At 33.8% G+C, this 16467-nt stretch carries 15 protein-coding genes; 8 read left to right on the top strand and 7 right to left on the bottom strand.

Features of this window, described 5'->3' with window-relative positions; genetic code table 11:
* Window positions 1-32 precede the first annotated feature (32 nt).
* Window positions 33-1112: a sensor histidine kinase gene (locus tag NJT12_RS17720; protein ID WP_271337258.1), complete on the bottom strand. Its 1080-nt coding sequence runs from the start codon at window positions 1110-1112 to the stop codon at window positions 33-35.
* A gap of 248 nt (window positions 1113-1360) precedes the next feature.
* On the bottom strand, window positions 1361-2044 hold the full coding sequence (locus tag NJT12_RS17715; protein WP_213299981.1) for a response regulator transcription factor: 684 nt from the start codon (window positions 2042-2044) through the stop codon (window positions 1361-1363).
* Window positions 2045-2277: 233 nt separating this feature from the next.
* Here NJT12_RS17715 and NJT12_RS17710 point away from each other — a divergent pair, with 233 nt between their 5' ends.
* From NJT12_RS17710 to NJT12_RS17695, 4 genes are all read left to right on the top strand, one after another.
* Complete coding sequence (locus NJT12_RS17710) at window positions 2278-5028, top strand: TonB-dependent receptor (protein WP_271337257.1); 2751 nt, start codon at window positions 2278-2280, stop codon at window positions 5026-5028.
* Between the two features lie 136 nt (window positions 5029-5164).
* Window positions 5165-6358 (top strand): hypothetical protein, encoded by a 1194-nt coding sequence (locus NJT12_RS17705; protein WP_271337256.1) that lies wholly within the window; start codon window positions 5165-5167, stop codon window positions 6356-6358.
* A 109-nt stretch (window positions 6359-6467) separates the two neighbouring features.
* Window positions 6468-6806 carry a T9SS type A sorting domain-containing protein gene (locus NJT12_RS17700; RefSeq protein WP_271337255.1) on the top strand — a complete coding sequence of 113 codons (339 nt, stop codon included), beginning with the start codon at window positions 6468-6470 and terminating at the stop codon, window positions 6804-6806.
* A 137-nt stretch (window positions 6807-6943) separates the two neighbouring features.
* Window positions 6944-7924 carry a LuxE/PaaK family acyltransferase gene (locus NJT12_RS17695; protein WP_271337293.1) on the top strand — a complete coding sequence of 327 codons (981 nt, stop codon included), beginning with the start codon at window positions 6944-6946 and terminating at the stop codon, window positions 7922-7924.
* Between the two features lie 54 nt (window positions 7925-7978).
* Here NJT12_RS17695 and NJT12_RS17690 read toward each other — a convergent pair whose 3' ends face one another.
* The gene (locus NJT12_RS17690; RefSeq protein WP_271337254.1) at window positions 7979-8323 is read right to left on the bottom strand and encodes a hypothetical protein; all 345 of its coding nucleotides are present in this window, start codon (window positions 8321-8323) and stop codon (window positions 7979-7981) included.
* Between the two features lie 196 nt (window positions 8324-8519).
* The gene (gene tyrS, locus NJT12_RS17685) at window positions 8520-9815 is read right to left on the bottom strand and encodes a tyrosine--tRNA ligase (protein WP_271337253.1); all 1296 of its coding nucleotides are present in this window, start codon (window positions 9813-9815) and stop codon (window positions 8520-8522) included.
* A 220-nt stretch (window positions 9816-10035) separates the two neighbouring features.
* Here tyrS and NJT12_RS17680 point away from each other — a divergent pair, with 220 nt between their 5' ends.
* Complete coding sequence (locus NJT12_RS17680; protein WP_271337252.1) at window positions 10036-11037, top strand: NAD-dependent epimerase/dehydratase family protein; 1002 nt, start codon at window positions 10036-10038, stop codon at window positions 11035-11037.
* Between the two features lie 2 nt (window positions 11038-11039).
* On the opposite strand, the gene NJT12_RS17675 is transcribed toward NJT12_RS17680, so the two are convergent.
* Genes NJT12_RS17675 through NJT12_RS17665 form a run of 3 tightly spaced genes read right to left on the bottom strand, consistent with a single transcriptional unit; the run spans window position 11040 to window position 13608 of the window.
* A complete protein-coding gene (locus NJT12_RS17675; RefSeq protein WP_271337251.1) occupies window positions 11040-11519 on the bottom strand; it encodes a DUF4296 domain-containing protein in 480 nt (159 codons plus the stop codon).
* 9 nt (window positions 11520-11528) lie between these two features.
* On the bottom strand, window positions 11529-12869 hold the full coding sequence (locus NJT12_RS17670; protein WP_271337250.1) for a dihydroorotase: 1341 nt from the start codon (window positions 12867-12869) through the stop codon (window positions 11529-11531).
* Window positions 12870-12882: 13 nt separating this feature from the next.
* Window positions 12883-13608 carry a polyprenol monophosphomannose synthase gene (locus tag NJT12_RS17665; protein ID WP_271337249.1) on the bottom strand — a complete coding sequence of 242 codons (726 nt, stop codon included), beginning with the start codon at window positions 13606-13608 and terminating at the stop codon, window positions 12883-12885.
* A gap of 106 nt (window positions 13609-13714) precedes the next feature.
* On the opposite strand from NJT12_RS17665, the gene NJT12_RS17660 reads away from it, so the two are divergent.
* The 3 genes from NJT12_RS17660 to NJT12_RS17650 all read left to right on the top strand — a co-directional run bounded on the left by NJT12_RS17660 (window position 13715) and on the right by NJT12_RS17650 (window position 16036).
* Window positions 13715-14407 (top strand): DUF4271 domain-containing protein, encoded by a 693-nt coding sequence (locus tag NJT12_RS17660; RefSeq protein WP_271337248.1) that lies wholly within the window; start codon window positions 13715-13717, stop codon window positions 14405-14407.
* A gap of 14 nt (window positions 14408-14421) precedes the next feature.
* On the top strand, window positions 14422-15171 hold the full coding sequence (locus NJT12_RS17655; protein ID WP_072964327.1) for a uroporphyrinogen-III synthase: 750 nt from the start codon (window positions 14422-14424) through the stop codon (window positions 15169-15171).
* 394 nt (window positions 15172-15565) lie between these two features.
* Window positions 15566-16036: an Lrp/AsnC family transcriptional regulator gene (locus tag NJT12_RS17650; RefSeq protein WP_017496220.1), complete on the top strand. Its 471-nt coding sequence runs from the start codon at window positions 15566-15568 to the stop codon at window positions 16034-16036.
* Window positions 16037-16467 lie beyond the last annotated feature (431 nt).

The following is a 16467-nucleotide window of genomic DNA, read 5'->3' as shown; positions in this document are numbered from 1 at the left end:
TTTTACAGCACTTTAGCTAAATCTGATTACAATTATTTAACCTCGGTTTTTATTGTCTTATGTGCTTTTTCGAGTGTAAAAGAAAACTCAGAACCAATTCCGAATTCACTTTCTACATATACTTTCTCTTTATGCGCTTCGATAATGTGCTTAACAATCGCCAATCCTAAACCGGAACCACCCTCAGATCGGGTTCCACTTTTGTCAACTCTGTAAAAACGTTCAAAAAGTCTTGGGATATTTTGTTTTTCAACTCCTTCTCCGTTATCGCTAATTCGGATTAAGACTTTTTTCTTGGTTAGATTTACAACGCCAACTTCAGTTAAACCAACATCCTTACCATATTTAATAGAATTAACAATCAGGTTTTCCAAAACCTGCTGTATCCTGTCCTTATCTCCACGTATCACTACAGATTGTACATTTTTGCTTTCAAAAGCCAATTTTATTTTCTTTTTGTCAGCTTTCATTTCTAACAAATCAAAAACATTCTGAATCAATTCTACAATATTAAAATCGGTAATATTCAAATCTAAATCACCTGATTCTAATTTGGTAATCATGTCTAAATCTTCGACGATATAAATAAGTCGCTCAACTCCTTTTTCGGCACGTTTAAGGTATTTCTTACGGATTGTTTTATCATCCATAGCACCATCCAGCAAAGTCGAAACATAACCCTGAACGGTAAACAAAGGTGTTTTTAATTCGTGTGAAACATTGCCTAAAAACTCTCTTCGATATTGTTCACGAATTTCGAGCATTTCGATTTCCAGTTTTTTATCTGTAGCAAACTTTTTCACTTCGCGCGAAAGAGTTTCCATATCTGTAGTTATGGGCTGATTAATAAGTGTGGTAGATTCCAGCAACGAAACCTCATCGTAGATTTTCTTTACTCTTCGATAAATAAAACGCTCTACACGATATTGTAAAACCAGAAAGGAGAATATATAAATTGAAATAAGAAAGATTATTCCAAAGGCTACCTGATGTTTTAATTGATTTTTATAAAATAAGTTCATCAGGATCAACACAAATCCTGTCCCAAAGAGACTGATATATAATGCTGATTTTACTGCAAATTTGTATGTTTTTTTAAAATTAATTTTCATTGATTTATTTAACCATTAAGAGATTAAGAAAAATTAAGTTTCTCTTTTGAGTTAATGAATTTCTTTTAAATTAACATTTGAACTCAAAACAAAGTTAACTCAAAAACCATATAAGAAATTAAAGCTCATATGCTCTTTAACTCCTTATATGGTTTATTTTTTTATGTAAGTAAATCCTAACTAAACCCCTCATTATACTCGGAGCCTTAGCAACTTAGTATCTTAGAACCTCAGTGTCTTAAAAAAAATTAAACTTCAAATTTATAACCAACACCTTTGATGGTTTTAAAAAGCTCTTCTCCTATTTTTTCACGTAGTTTTCTAATATGAACATCGATTGTTCTTCCTCCTACTACCACTTCATTACCCCAAACTTTATCCAGGATTTCGTCTCTTTTGAAAACTTTTCCAGGTTTAGAGGCTAATAAGTAAAATAATTCGAATTCTTTTCTTGGTAAAGCAATTTCGACATTGCCTTTTATGATCTTGTATTCTTCACGATTAATCTCGATTCCGCCTACATTCAAGGTATCACTAACAACTTCTTGTTCTTTTAACCTTCTTAACAAAGCCTTTACTTTACTTACCAATAATTTTGGTTTTATTGGTTTGGTAATATAGTCATCTGCACCTGCATCAAAACCAGCAACTTGTGAGTAATCTTCGCTTCTGGCTGTCAGAAATGTTATGATAACATTATTTAATTCCGGAATTTTTCTGATGTGTTCACAGGCTTCCATTCCGTCCATTTCGGCCATCATAACATCCATAATAATTAAGTCCGGCAATTCTTTCTGAGCCTTTGCTATAGCTTCTTTTCCGTTAGAAGCTGTAACAATCTGATAGCCTTCCTGAGCAAGGTTATAGCCTACGATTTCCAAGATATCTGGTTCATCGTCAACTAATAAAATCTTGGTTTGTGTTTTTTTCATAAATAGCAAAAATTGAGATTTTTACATCAAATTTTCTTCATTATACATTCGATGTTTTTTTTTTCACAGCGTAAATATACTAACAAAATAACCGTTAAAAACTGCGGTTAACGGTAATTTAATGTGGTAACAATTTGATAATCTACAAGACACAAAAACATAACAAGTGCCTAACATGAACTTTACACGGCGTTTCTTTCTTTGCACAAAAATAAATTAAACACAACACAAAAATGAAATTCAATTTAAAATTTCTATTTATTACATTATTTATTTGTACGATTTCGGTCGCGCAAACCAAAGGTACGATTTCTGGTGTACTAACCGACAAGGAAACCAATAATCAACCTTTACCTTTCGCAAATGTTTTAGTAAAAGGGACTAACACAAGCGCGAACACTGACATTGACGGAAAATATTCGTTGAGCGTAAATCCGGGAAATTATATTATTATTTTTAGTTTCGTTGGATATGAATCTGTAGAGAAACCAGTAATTGTAAAAGCAAACGAAACTATTACGGTTAGTCAGGTACTTTCTTCAGGAAGTTTTACTCTACAAGATGTTGTTGTAAAATCAGCAGCAGTAAACAAACAAAAAGAATCTGCATTACTTTTAGAACAAAAGAATGCGGTTGACATTAAACAAACTATTGGTGCGCAGGAATTGTCAAGAAAAGGGGTTGGCGATGTAGCTGCGGCTGTAGCAAAAACTTCAGGAGTTTCTAAACAAGAAGGAAGCAACAATGTTTTTGTAAGAGGACTTGGTGACCGTTATAATTCTACTTCGATGAACGGATTGCCAATACCATCTAATGATCCTGAGAGAAAAAACATTGCTCTGGATCTTTTTTCAACAGATATTGTGGAATATATTTCTATTGACAAATCTTACGGATCAAGAATGTATGGTGATTTTGCAGGAGGAAACGTAGATATAGTTTCAAAAGATTACCGCGGAAAAGGAATGTTTGAAATCTCACTGGGATCTAAAGTGAACACAAATGCTCTACAAAATTCTGATAAATTTTTATTACAGCAAGGCCCTAATAAATCAGGTTTTGTTTCATACGGAGTTCCTCAAAATGCTTTGACGGGATATAATTTTGAAAACAGCCTGAATCCTAAAAAAGAAAGCCCTTTTGGCGGAAACTTTAATCTGAAAGCAGGAAAAACTTTCAATATTGGTGAAGAAGGAAAACTTAGCGTTTTTGCAACTGCGAGCTTTAACAATGGTTACGAATATAGAGAAGGTTTAAGCCAAAGTGTAAATGCGCAGGGAGCATCATTAAAATCTTTTCACCAGGAAAAATACACTTACAACACAAACTCTACCGGGATGTTTAATGCCAATTATCGCTTAAACAAAAATCACAAAATTGGCTACAACTTTTTGTTCATCAATTCATCTGAGCAAACGAGAGATACTTATTTTGGAACTGATAGAGATTTTGATAATGCTGATGCGAGTCTTCTTGTTCAAAGAGGAACGTTCTCACAGAATACTGTTTTCATCAATCAGCTTTTAGGAAACCACAAAATAACAGATAAAATAGATTTTGATTGGGGAGTTTCATACAATACTGTCAAAGGCGATATGCCAGACAGGACTCAAAATAAAATGTTCTATAACCCAACTACTGATATCTACACAATTGCTCAAAGAACAACTACTGACAATCAGAGATACTATCAAAACCTAAAAGAAGACGAAGCTGCTGCTAATCTTGCTTTTACTTATAAATTAGGAGATAAAGAAAGTGGCACTTCAAAAGGAAAAATCGTTGCGGGTTATAACGGTAAATTTAAAAAACGCGATTTCGAAGCTATACAATTCAACTTCAATGTAAGTCAGGCAGGTTTAGGAACGAGTGTAACCCCAAATAATTTAGATGCTTTCTTTAATCAGGCAAACTACAACAACGGTACATTTTCAATTGGTGCTTTTGCCGGAATGACGCCGCAAACTTATAGCGGTGATCAGGACATTCATGCAGGATTTGCTAATATCGAATATAAATTATCTGAAAAACTAAGTGGTGTTTTAGGTTTTAGATACGAAAAAATATCTCAAAGTGTTACCTGGAGAACACAACTTGATGCATCTGGTGGTAAAAATGAATTTGACAGAAACGAATTCTTACCAAGTTTAGCTTTAAAATATGCATTAAGCGAAAAGCAAAATCTTCGTTTGGCAGCAAGCAAAACCTATACATTACCACAATTTAAAGAGCGTGCTTTGTTTATTTATGAAGATGTAATGGAAACTAAAATTGGTAACCCTGATTTATATCCTTCACAAAATTACAATTTTGACTTAAAATGGGAAATGTTCCCAAAAAGCGATGAATTATTCTCTGTTACTGCTTTTGGAAAATACATTTTAGATCCAATTAACGAAGTTGTAATTGCTTCTGCATCAAATGATATTTCATGGGTAAACATTGGAGATTCAGGTTATGCTTACGGACTTGAATTGGAAGCAAGAAAAAACATTTTTGAAATTGAAGGAGAATATACTAACAAACTTTCTTTTGGGTTTAATGCTTCATTAATGAAAACACATCAGGAAATTGATTCTGAAAAAGTTCAAAAAGAAACCAACAGCAGAATGAACATCAACCTTACGGATACTAGTTCAGGTTTTACAGGCGCTTCTGATTTGATTTTAAATGCGGATCTATCTTATACTAAAAACTGGAACAATGATGCCGGAATTATGGCGACCATCGCATACAATCATTATTCTGATAAACTTTACGCAATTGGATCTGAACAAAAGGGAAATTTAGTAGACAAAGCAATGGGGACTTTAGATCTAGTTTTCAAAACTAAATTAAACAAGAGCCTTGGAATTGATTTTGGAGCAAGAAACTTATTGAACCCACAATTTAAGAGAGTTCAGGAAAACACTGGCGGAGACGTTTTAGTTTTTAACTATAAAAAAGGAGTAACATTTGGATTGGGAATGAATTACCAATTCTAATAAACAAACAAGAAACCCGCTTGTTAATTTCTTAACATTTCGTTAAAAAACATATAACAAATCCATTACGACAGCTTAACATTCATTCAGACTTAAGTTTTCATATTTGCACAAACACAAACTAATAAAAAAAGTAATGAAAAACACACTTTCAACAATCTTCGGCTTAGCAGCTTTATCACTTGTAACACTTACAACGTCTTGCTCAAGCGACAACAACAATGATGCACCTACTTTACCTGGCTCTAGTTTCGTAGTAAACAGAGACAATCTTCAAGGGGAGATTAATGACGGAGAAGTTATTTTAGAATCCGGAACTTATAAACTTACAGGAAAATTAATCGTTAAGAGTACTGCAAAACTTACTATCAAACCCGGAGTTATTATTGAAGCATCTAAATTAGATGTAAACAAAATTGAGTCTATAAGATACATTGCTATTTCTCAAGGTGGAAAAATCGACGTTCAGGGAACAGCTGCAAATCCTGTAGTTATGACAGCTACAGAACACAAACCTGGAGCTTGGGGTGGATTAGTAATTTGCGGAAAAGCGCCTATCAACAAAGGAGCAACTGCATCTGCTGAAGTTTCTGACTTACCATACGGTGGAACTGACGTTAATGACAACTCTGGATCAATCAAATACTTAAGAATTGAATATCCTGGATACGCTTACAACTCAGATAAAGAATTCAACGGAATCTCTTTCTTTGGTGTTGGTAAAGGAACAAGCGTTGATTACGTTCAAATTTTCGAAAGCTCTGATGATGGATTCGAGTGGTTTGGTGGAACCGTAAATGCTTCTCACTTAGTAGTTTCTAATAAAGATGCTGCAAACGTTGGGGATGATTTATTTGACTGGACTGAAGGATGGAACGGAACTGGTGAGTTTTTCTACGGAATCAGAACAAACGCTGGTAACAGAGGTGTAGAAGCAGATAATAACGCTAACAACCACCTGGCTAGTCCAATTTCTTTCCCAACAATCAAAAACCTTACTTTAGTTGGTTTTGGATCAACTGACACAAGTGCAGAATCTCAAGCATTTAAATTGAGAGTTGGAACAAAAGGTAAATTTGACAATGTTGTATTAAAAGGTTGGAAAACTGGTTTTGATGTTGAACACGATGAAACGATTTCATACGTAGGAGTTGACTTATTAGCAACTAACGTTAAATTCGAAGATGTTCCTGTAAAATCAAAAGGTACAACTACTGGAAAATTAGTTGCTGATGTTTCTAAAGTATTCACAGAATCGACTACTGCACTTGGAGCAGGAAACGGATCAGGAGTTCCTACTTGGGCTGCTGGATGGACAAAAGGTCTATAACATACTCAAAACATAAAATTGTTAAAAACATCCTAAATTTTTAGGATGTTTTTTTTTGGCGTAATTTTTGTAATTTTTTTTGTATATTTACATTAATCAAAAATATGCGATGGCAAAAAACTACTTTTATATTACATTCTTATTGGCTTTTTTCTTTACTATGAGTGTCTCAGCACAAGATAGTAAGCAATTACCAAAACCTCAAGATGCGACTGTCATTGAGGGTTTAAGCTTGTACCCTAATCCGGTCACTGGCGGAAAAGTATACATCTCCTCTAAAAATGACTTAGAAAAAGAAATTATAATTTTTGATGTACTGGGCAAAAAAGTACTTCAGACACATTTAAGTTCACGAGAATTAAACGTGTCTGATCTTGTTCCTGGTGTTTATATCATAAAAATAAGTGAAGAGAACGCTTCTGCAACCAGAAAGCTCATCATTCGATAAAATCATAAAAAAGCTCCTTTTCAGGAGCTTTTTTAGTTTTCAGCCTCAGGTTCAGTTTTCAGTTGCATTACATACCAAAAACTGCCACTGAAAACGATGACTAAAAACTAAAAACAATATCTTTGCACAAAAAAGTTTTGATTACAGCCAACGATATATTTACGATTTCGAGTCATAAACAATTTGAAAAAACAGCCTTAAAAGTGTTTCGTTTTCAACACGAGAATAATATCGTATATCGTAATTTCTGTGATTTTTTAAAAGTCAATCCACAACAGGTAAAATCGCTGGAACAAATTCCATTTTTACCTATTCAGTTTTTCAAAAGCCATAACGTAGTTTCTAATAATGATCCCGCTCAGGTTACTTTTACAAGCAGCGGAACTACAGGAATGATTACCAGCAGACATATTGTGACTGATGTTTCTCTTTATGAAGAAAGCTATAGAAAAGGATTTTCCCAATTTTATGGCAATATCGAAGATTACGTTGTTTTAGCGCTTTTACCATCCTATCTTGAGCGCGACGGCTCTTCGTTAATTTACATGGTCGAAGACTTAATAAAGTTATCCAATCAGCATGAAAGCGGGTTTTATTTACACAATCACGACGACTTAATTAAGAAATTAACCGCACTCGATGAGTCTGGTCAAAATGTCATTTTAATTGGTGTTACGTATGCTTTATTAGATTTGATCGAAAAACATCAGTTCAACCTTCAAAACACCATTATTATGGAAACCGGAGGAATGAAAGGCAAACGCAAAGAAATGATCCGCGAAGAATTACACGAGATACTGTGCAAAGGTTTTGGCGTTTCAACCATTCACTCAGAATACGGAATGACGGAACTTCTTGGACAGGCCTATTCTTTGGGCGAAGGCGTTTTTGAATGCCCGTCATGGATGCATATACTTGTACGCGATCCTGAAGATGCACTTACTTATGTGAAAGATGAAAAAACAGGCGGAGTAAACGTTATTGATTTAGCCAATATCAACTCCTGCTCTTTTATTGCCACGCAGGATCTGGGCAAAAAATATCCCAACAACTCTTTCGAGGTATTGGGACGTTTTGATAATTCTGATATTCGTGGTTGTAATTTGATGGTTCTCTAATGTTGCATCGTTGATTTGTTTAATCGGTAAACCGAATTAACACTAAATCAAAAATTAATCTTCACTGTATACACCTATATTTTCAATGCCATCCTTTTTATTTAATTCTCTTTCCTTTTCTGCTTTATTTTCCAGAAACTTATAAATGCCGTAACAACTTAATCCTCCAAAAAGTATATAAAATAGATTCCAAATTGGATCTACAAAATCTTCATTACCAAGAGAATCAAAACCATTGACAAGCGCTAATCCAATAGCAACAATAAATCCAGCAACAATAGTTCCCCCATAATAAGACACTAATCCAAAAAAGAAATAAGCCCACTTATTTTTACCATATTCAAGCGCCAAATTAGCGAATGCTTTCCAAATCCAATATAAAAATAAAAGTCCAATCATAAATTAGGTTTTAAGTAACAAGCCACTAATATAGGTTTTTATACGATTCTACGCACAAATAATTACTCTGTCACTAAAAAAAAGATAAAACAAAAAAAATCCCAACAACTCTTTCGAGGTATTGGGACGTTTTTATAAAAAAGGTTAATCGTCAATTTGTTTATTCGTTAAATCGCTTTTGACCTTCAACAAACGACTAAACTACTCTAATCACAAAATAATTTTTCTTTCCACTTTGCAACAACACAAACTGATTATTGATTAAATCATTTGCTGTTAATACAAAATCTTCTTTAATTTTTTCTCTGTTTACAGAAATTGAGTTTGCTGTCAAAGCTCTTCTCGCCTCTCCGTTTGATTTAAAGAAACCTGTTTTTTCGTTTAAAACAGTAACAATATCCAATCCATTTTCTAAATCAGCTTTGGTGATTTCAGCTTGTGGAACTCCATCAAAAACTTCTAAAAAAGTAGTTTCATCTAATTTTTTCAAATCATCTGCAGTAGAGTTTCCAAACAAGATATTCGAAGCCTGTATTGCTTTCTCTAATTCTTCTTCAGAATGAACAAAAATGGTGATTTCCTCAGCCAGTTTCTTTTGTAAAACTCTTAAATGTGGCGCTGCTTTATGCTCTTCGATTAAAACATCAATCGTTTCCTTATCCAAAAAAGTAAAGATTTTAATGTATTTCTCAGCATCAACATCTGTTGCATTTACCCAAAACTGGTAAAATTTATATACCGAAGTTTTATCAGCATCCAACCAAACATTTCCACCTTCAGATTTCCCAAATTTAGAACCGTCTGCTTTTGTGATTAATGGCGTTGTCAATGCAAAAGCTTTCGCACCTTCTCCACCCATTCTGCGAACTAATTCTGTTCCGGTAGTAATATTACCCCATTGATCAGAACCACCCATTTGCAAAACGCAATTGTTGTTTTTATATAAATGATAAAAATCGTAACCCTGAATCAATTGATAAGTAAACTCTGTAAAAGACATTCCTTCGCCTTCTCCGGCCAATCTCTTTTTTACTGAATCCTTCGCCATCATATAATTTACCGTGATACGTTTTCCAACTTCACGTGCAAAATCAATAAACGAGAATTCTTTCATCCAGTCATAGTTATTCACCATAACGGGAGCATTTGCTTCTTTTGAATTAAAGTCTAAGAAACGGGATAAAACACTTTTTATTCCTGCAACGTTTTTAGCCAAAGTCTCTTCGTTCAACAAATTTCTTTCGTCAGATTTCCCAGACGGATCACCAATCATTCCGGTCGCACCTCCAACCAAAGCGATTGCTTTATGCCCCGTTCTGTTTAAGTGAACCAATAAAATAATCTGAACCATACTACCAATATGTAGTGAATCTGCCGTTGGATCAAAACCTATATATGCCGTTGTTACTTCTTTAAGCAATTGTTCTTCCGTTCCTGGCATGCTATCATGATATAACCCTCGCCACTTTAATTCTTCAACTAGATTCTTCATTTTTAAAATAATTTGTGCAAATGTAATCAATGTCAATATCAAAATCAAAAAGCAATGCTACAAAGACACTAAGACTCAAAGGAAATAAATAAGAAAACTGATCGCACTGCCTTTCTATTAAAACAAATAACAATTATGACCTTTTTGTCTTTGCAGCAAAAAAACGAACAAAAAACTTTGTGTCTTTGTGCCTTTGTGGCAAAATCGGTATATTTACAAAATGGTATTAGTAACTGGAGGAACAGGTTTAGTTGGTGCGCATTTATTACTTCATTTAATTGAAAATGGAGAAAGTGTTCGGGCTACATACCGAAACCAAAAAAACATTCAAAAGACAAAAGCCGTTTTTGACTTATATAAAAAAGGGGATTTGTTCGAAAAAATCAATTGGCTTGAAGCCGATATTTTAGATGTTCCTTCTTTAGAAATTGCTTTTATCGATATTGATTACGTCTACCATTGTGCTGCTTTTATCTCTTTCGATCCCAAAGATGAAGAACTACTTCGAAAAACTAATATTGAGGGAACTGCCAATATGGTTAATTTTTCTATTGCTAAAGGAATAAAGAAATTCTGTTTTATAAGTTCTATTGCAGCTTTAGGCGATATTGCTCCTCACGAAACTTATATTACCGAAGAAACAGACTGGAATCCGGAGAAACCCCATAGTGATTATGCTATTTCTAAATATGGTGCAGAAATGGAAGTCTGGCGCGGACTTCAGGAAGGACTTGATGTGATGATCATAAATCCAGGCGTGATTTTAGGACCAATATCCACAACAAAAATTTTCGATGAGGGAAGCAGCGAATTGTACCGAAAAGTGGCTAATGGACTTTCTTTTTACACGCTGGGAAACACCGGTTTTATAGCAATTGATGACGTAGTAAGAATTTCGCACGAACTAATGAAAAGCGACATCAAAAACGAACGCTTTACTTTAATTGCCGACAATATTGTTTTTCGCGATATCCTCAATACAATTGCTGATACTCTAAAAGTAAAAAAACCAAGTACTCATGCTAAACCATTGCTTATGAATTTTCTTTGGATGGCAGATTTGGGATTTTCAACTTTATTTCTTCAAAAAAGACGTCTCACTAAAGCAACTGCAAAAGCTTCTTATTCTAAAAATTTGTATTCGAATGAAAAAATAAAAACCGCTCTGAGAACGGTTTTTTTAGATGTACATCAATATATAAAGGATACTTCGAAATTATAAAATTATCTCTTCTTTCTTGATTGTATTAATTGTTTTATAGAATCTATATTGACTTGTTCTTTCATAGGTTTCTTAACAAGATCTTTAATCGTATCCTTGGCTTTGTTTTTCTTTTCTTTCGCTGCCTTTTTATCTTCAATTTTCACTATTGAATCTGTAGCTCTTTGATCAACAGCAAGTCTTTTGCCAATTTCATCAAACATTTCCTTGTAAGTCTCATAATCTGTCGCGTAGTACATATTACTCTGAGCAAACTGCAAACTGTCTACTTTATATTTTTGCAAAATAAACTTAACCGGATTAGTATCAATAGAATCTAATGACAATGGATTTTGATATCTCATAGCATCCAGAAGAGACAGATCATACATAATATCAATCATCTTTTCTTTCTCAATAAGTTTTGCAGGTTGTTTGACCAACTCTTTTTTACAACTTACAGAAAGAAACACAACCAATATTATTACTATACAATTCTTCATCTCAGCTTTTTATCTATCAAACAATAATCTTTTTCCAGCGCGGATATCTTTTACTTTAAAGTTATTATACACCATCTGACCATTTACAAAAGTGTGTGTAATCCTTGATTTAAAAGTATAATTCTCAAAAGGCGACCAACCGCATTTTGCCAGGATATTTTCCGGTTTTACGCTCCATGGCAAACTTGGGTTTACAATTACCAAATCAGCAAAATAACCTTCTTTAACAAATCCTCTTTTTTCTATTTTGAAAATTTTAGCCGGATTGTGGCACATTTTCTCCACGATTTTCTCCACGCTAATTTTTCCCTGATGATGCGCTTCAAACATTGCCACTACAGCATGTTGCACAAGCGGACCTCCTGACGGCGCATTAAGATAAGATTGCATTTTTTCTTCTTTTGTATGAGGCGCATGGTCTGTAGCAATTACATCAATACGTCCGTCATTCAAAGCTTTCCAAAGTTCTGCTCTGTCTTCAGCCGTTTTAACAGCAGGGTTCCATTTAATAAAGTTTCCTTTTGTTTTATAATCTTCATCAGTGAACCAAAGGTGATGTACGCAAACCTCAGCAGTAATCTTTTTATCTTCTAACGGAATTTTATTCGTAAACAATTCCATTTCTTTCGCAGTCGAAAGATGAAAGATATGCAAACGCGCTCCTGTTTTTTTCGCCAGAGCAACAGCTTTTGATGACGAAATATAACAAGCCTCTGCACTACGAATCAAATGGTGCGCCGTAACCGGAACATCATCACCATATTGCTCTTTGAATGCAGCAAGATTATTTTGAATTGTAGTTTCATCTTCACAATGTACAGCAATTAACATTGGTGTACTTGAGAATATTTTTTCTAAAGTCGCTTCATTATCGACCAACATATTTCCTGTCGAAGATCCTAGAAAAATCTTGATTCCTGCAACATTTTTAGGGTTTGTTTTTAAAACTTCTTCAAGATTATCATTGGTTGCCCCCATCATAAACGAATAATTCGCAAATGATTTTACGGCTGCAATTTGATATTTATCTTCTAAGATTTCCTGAGTAACAGCGTTGGGAACTGTATTGGGCTGTTCGATAAAAGAAGTAATTCCCCCAGCAACTGCCGCTCTTGATTCTGATTCGATATCGCCTTTATGTGTTAATCCAGGCTCTCTAAAATGTACCTGGTCATCGATTGCACCCGGCATTAAGTAACTTCCTTCAGCATCGATCACTTTACAATCTGATGTTTTTAAGCTAATGCTGTCTGCAACCTCAACGATCAAATCGTTTTCGATCAAAACATCACCTTCAAAAATAGATCCTTCGTTTACAATTTTAGCATTCTTTATTAAAATCCTGTTCATCGCCATAGTGGTATTATAAGGTATTGACTAATTTTTTTAATCTTAATGAAATTACACCCAGAATAGCTTCTTTGATAATGGCATTGCTCATTTTTGAAACTCCCTTGGTTCTGTCCGTAAAAATAATTGGCACCTCGGTAATTTCAAATTTAGCACAGTAAGTCCTGTATTTCATTTCGATCTGAAAGGCATAGCCCACAAATTTAATTTTATTAAGATTGATTTTTTCCAGAACTTCTCTTTTGTAACAAACAAATCCGGCTGTAGCATCATGAATTTTCATTCCGGTAATAAACTTCACGTAAACAGATGCAAAATAAGACATTAAAACACGGCTCAAGGGCCAGTTTACAACGTTTACACCGGTTACATAACGAGAACCAATAGCTAAGTCTGCTCCGCCAAAATGACAAGCATCAAACAATTTTTCAAGATCATTGGGGTTGTGAGAAAAATCAGCGTCCATTTCAAAAATGAAATCATATTGGCGTTCAAGAGCCCATTTAAAACCGTGAACATAAGCGGTTCCTAAACCTGCTTTTTTAGCTCTTTTCTCTAAAAATAACCTGTCCGGAAATTCTTCCTGCAACGCAATAACCTTATCAGCCGTATGATCCGGCGAATTATCATCGATAATTAAAAGATGAAAAGGCTTATGTTGTGAAAGAACAGCTCTAACTATACTTTCAATATTTTCGATTTCGTTGTAAGTGGGAATTATGACAATACAATCATTCATTTTTCTGCGTAAATTTCATCGCAAAAGTAAACTTTTTATAGCATTTGATTCATAATAAATATATAATAAAAGTATTGAGACAAAAAATTACTAATTTTGTGGCGTTATGATTGAACAACTTCACCCTCGAATTATCGAAAACAAAGACTGGGCAACACTTTTATTTGTGTTGACCTTTGCTGTAGTTGCTATGACTAAATCTGCATATGAAACCAGATTTAGTGAATTTAGCAGGCTTATTTTTTCAGACAAATACGCAAAAATATATCGTGATAACAACCATTTAAAAAGCAGCTTTACGGTAGGCTTGTTTTTCGTGCAAGTTGTTTCGTATGCTTTTTTCATTCAGTTAACGATGCACATCTTTTCACAGGATGATAAAACCGGAACTTACAGCATCTTAAAAACAGATTGGATTTTATTCATTCAGATCGCAACTTTTTTGCTTTATTTTATTCTGGCAAAGTTTTTAATCGAGAAAATTGTTGCAACTTCATTCAACATCGATGAGTTTGCTGATCTTTTTAACTTACAAAAAGTTACCTATAGAACTTATATTGGCGTTTTAATCCTTCCTATTAATGCTATTTTGTTTTATTATGACAATATTCCTAAAATTATACCGCTTGCAATCATAGGTATTTCGCTATGTATCAGCCTATACTCATATTTTATTTCAATAAAAACATATCAAAACGTAATAATCAGCAAGTTATTTTATTTTATTTTATATCTTTGCGCTCTTGAAATAGCACCTTATTATTTTCTCTATTATTGGATTACAAAAGGGAGTGCTTAGAAAATGTTTATAATATGAAAGTGAAAACAATTTTGGTGTCACAGCCTGAACCTAAAGTGGAAAATTCTCCTTACTTTGAGCTCCAACAAAAACACAAAATAAAAATTGATTTCAGACCATTTATTCATGTGGAAGGGGTTAATGCTAAAGAGATTCGATTGCAAAAAATCGATCTTAATCACTATACTGCGATAATTTTGACAAGCCGTAATGCGGTGGATCATTTTTTTAGAGTAGCAGATGAAATGCGTTATAAAGTTCCTGAAGGATTGAAATATTTCTGCCAATCTGAAGCTGTTGCATTTTACCTGCAAAAGTATGTTGTGTATAGAAAACGTAAGATTTACGTTGGTGCAAAAGATTTTGCAGATTTATCACCTCTTATCAAAAAGTACAAAGACGAAAAATTTCTGCTTCCGGCATCTGATCAATTGAATGCGGATGCTCCTATAACATTAAACAATCTCAAAGTAGACTGGACACAAGCTGTTTTTTACAAAACTGTAATGAGCGACTTATCTGATCTTGCTGATGTTTATTATGATGTTTTAGCATTTTTTAGTCCAACCGGAATAAAATCTTTGTTTAAAAACTTTCCTGATTTTAAACAAAACGAAACACGAATTGCTGTCTTTGGAAGCACAACTCAAAAAGAAGCTTTAGACTACGGACTAAGAATCGATATTCTTGCTCCAACTCCTGAAACTCCTTCTATGACAATGGCTCTGGAAAAATATATAAGCGAAGCAAACAAAGGGAAATAATCCCTTCAAAATATTCAATTTTTAAAATTCCAAATTCCAACTTTAATGCTGGGATTTGGAATTTTTCTTTTTTAATCAAATTCCATGTTTATTTTTATTTAAAAATTTAAACATTGTACATATTGACATGGCCAACGTTTTTTAACCGTGGAGTGTAATTTATCATTTTTCATTCATTATCCCAATCCGTCTCCCAAGGCTAAAACCTTGGGCTATGTTTTAAATACGTTGAAAATTTTACAAATAAGAAAATTGGAATTTATTTCTTTGAACTTAAAGTGAAGAAAATTGGAATTTGGAATTTGAATATTGGAATTTTCTATTTCACAGCATTTTCATTACATTTGATTTCTATTCTAAAGCAAATCATCTAAATAAGTTTCAAACTACAACTATGAAAATCAACTCCCTTATAATTGAAATTGACGGCATCGACAAGGAAATCCTGCGCTACTTAATGGATGATGCCCGAAAACCAATTTTGCAAATCGCCAATAAAATAGGTATTTCCGGAGCTGCAATTCATCAGCGTTTGAAAAAACTGGAACAATCAGGTGTTATTTCAGGCTCTAAATTTACTGTAAACCCAAAAGTTTTAGGATATAATACAATGGCATTTGTTGGTGTTTATCTTGACAAAGCTTCAAGAAACTCGGAAGCTGTAAAGGATTTAAAAAAGATTCCCGAAGTTTTGGAATGCCATTACACAACAGGAAACTGGTCTGTTTTAATCAAAATCATTTGTCGCGACAATGAACACCTAATGCAACTTTTAAATACTAAAATCCAAGCCATAGAAGGGGTTTCAAGAACAGAAACGTTTATTTCCCTGGATCAGCAGATTGACAGACAGATTCAGTTGTAATTAGAAAATGAGATAATGTGTCAATTAGATAATATTTTAAAACCTTTATGGCAAAAATTAGACCCGAGATTAAAACCATATTATTTTTTATCTTTTACTTTACAATCGCATTAATAGGAGAGAAAAGAAGTCTAAGTGGAGTCTGCGCTCCAGGCCCAGGGTTTTTATTATTTCTACTTTCAATTCCGGTGAGTATAATTTATTCTCTAATTCTTTATTTCAGATATCATAAATCAGAAAACAAACAATACCTAAACTCTATTTATATTATATCAGGAATTTGGGTTTTGCTTTTTATCTTTTTAAGCTTCAGCAATAAATAAAATCGGATAGGAGCCTAGGGATTAATTCCCTAGGCGACCTTCCACACCACCCGGCATACGGATCCGTACCAAGGCGGTTCTTAATTTACGATACATTTTAAGATAGAT

The sequence above is a fragment of the Flavobacterium azizsancarii genome (genome assembly GCF_027980145.1).
Classification (GTDB): domain Bacteria; phylum Bacteroidota; class Bacteroidia; order Flavobacteriales; family Flavobacteriaceae; genus Flavobacterium; species Flavobacterium azizsancarii.
This window is presented reverse-complemented; position numbering and strand designations above follow the sequence as displayed.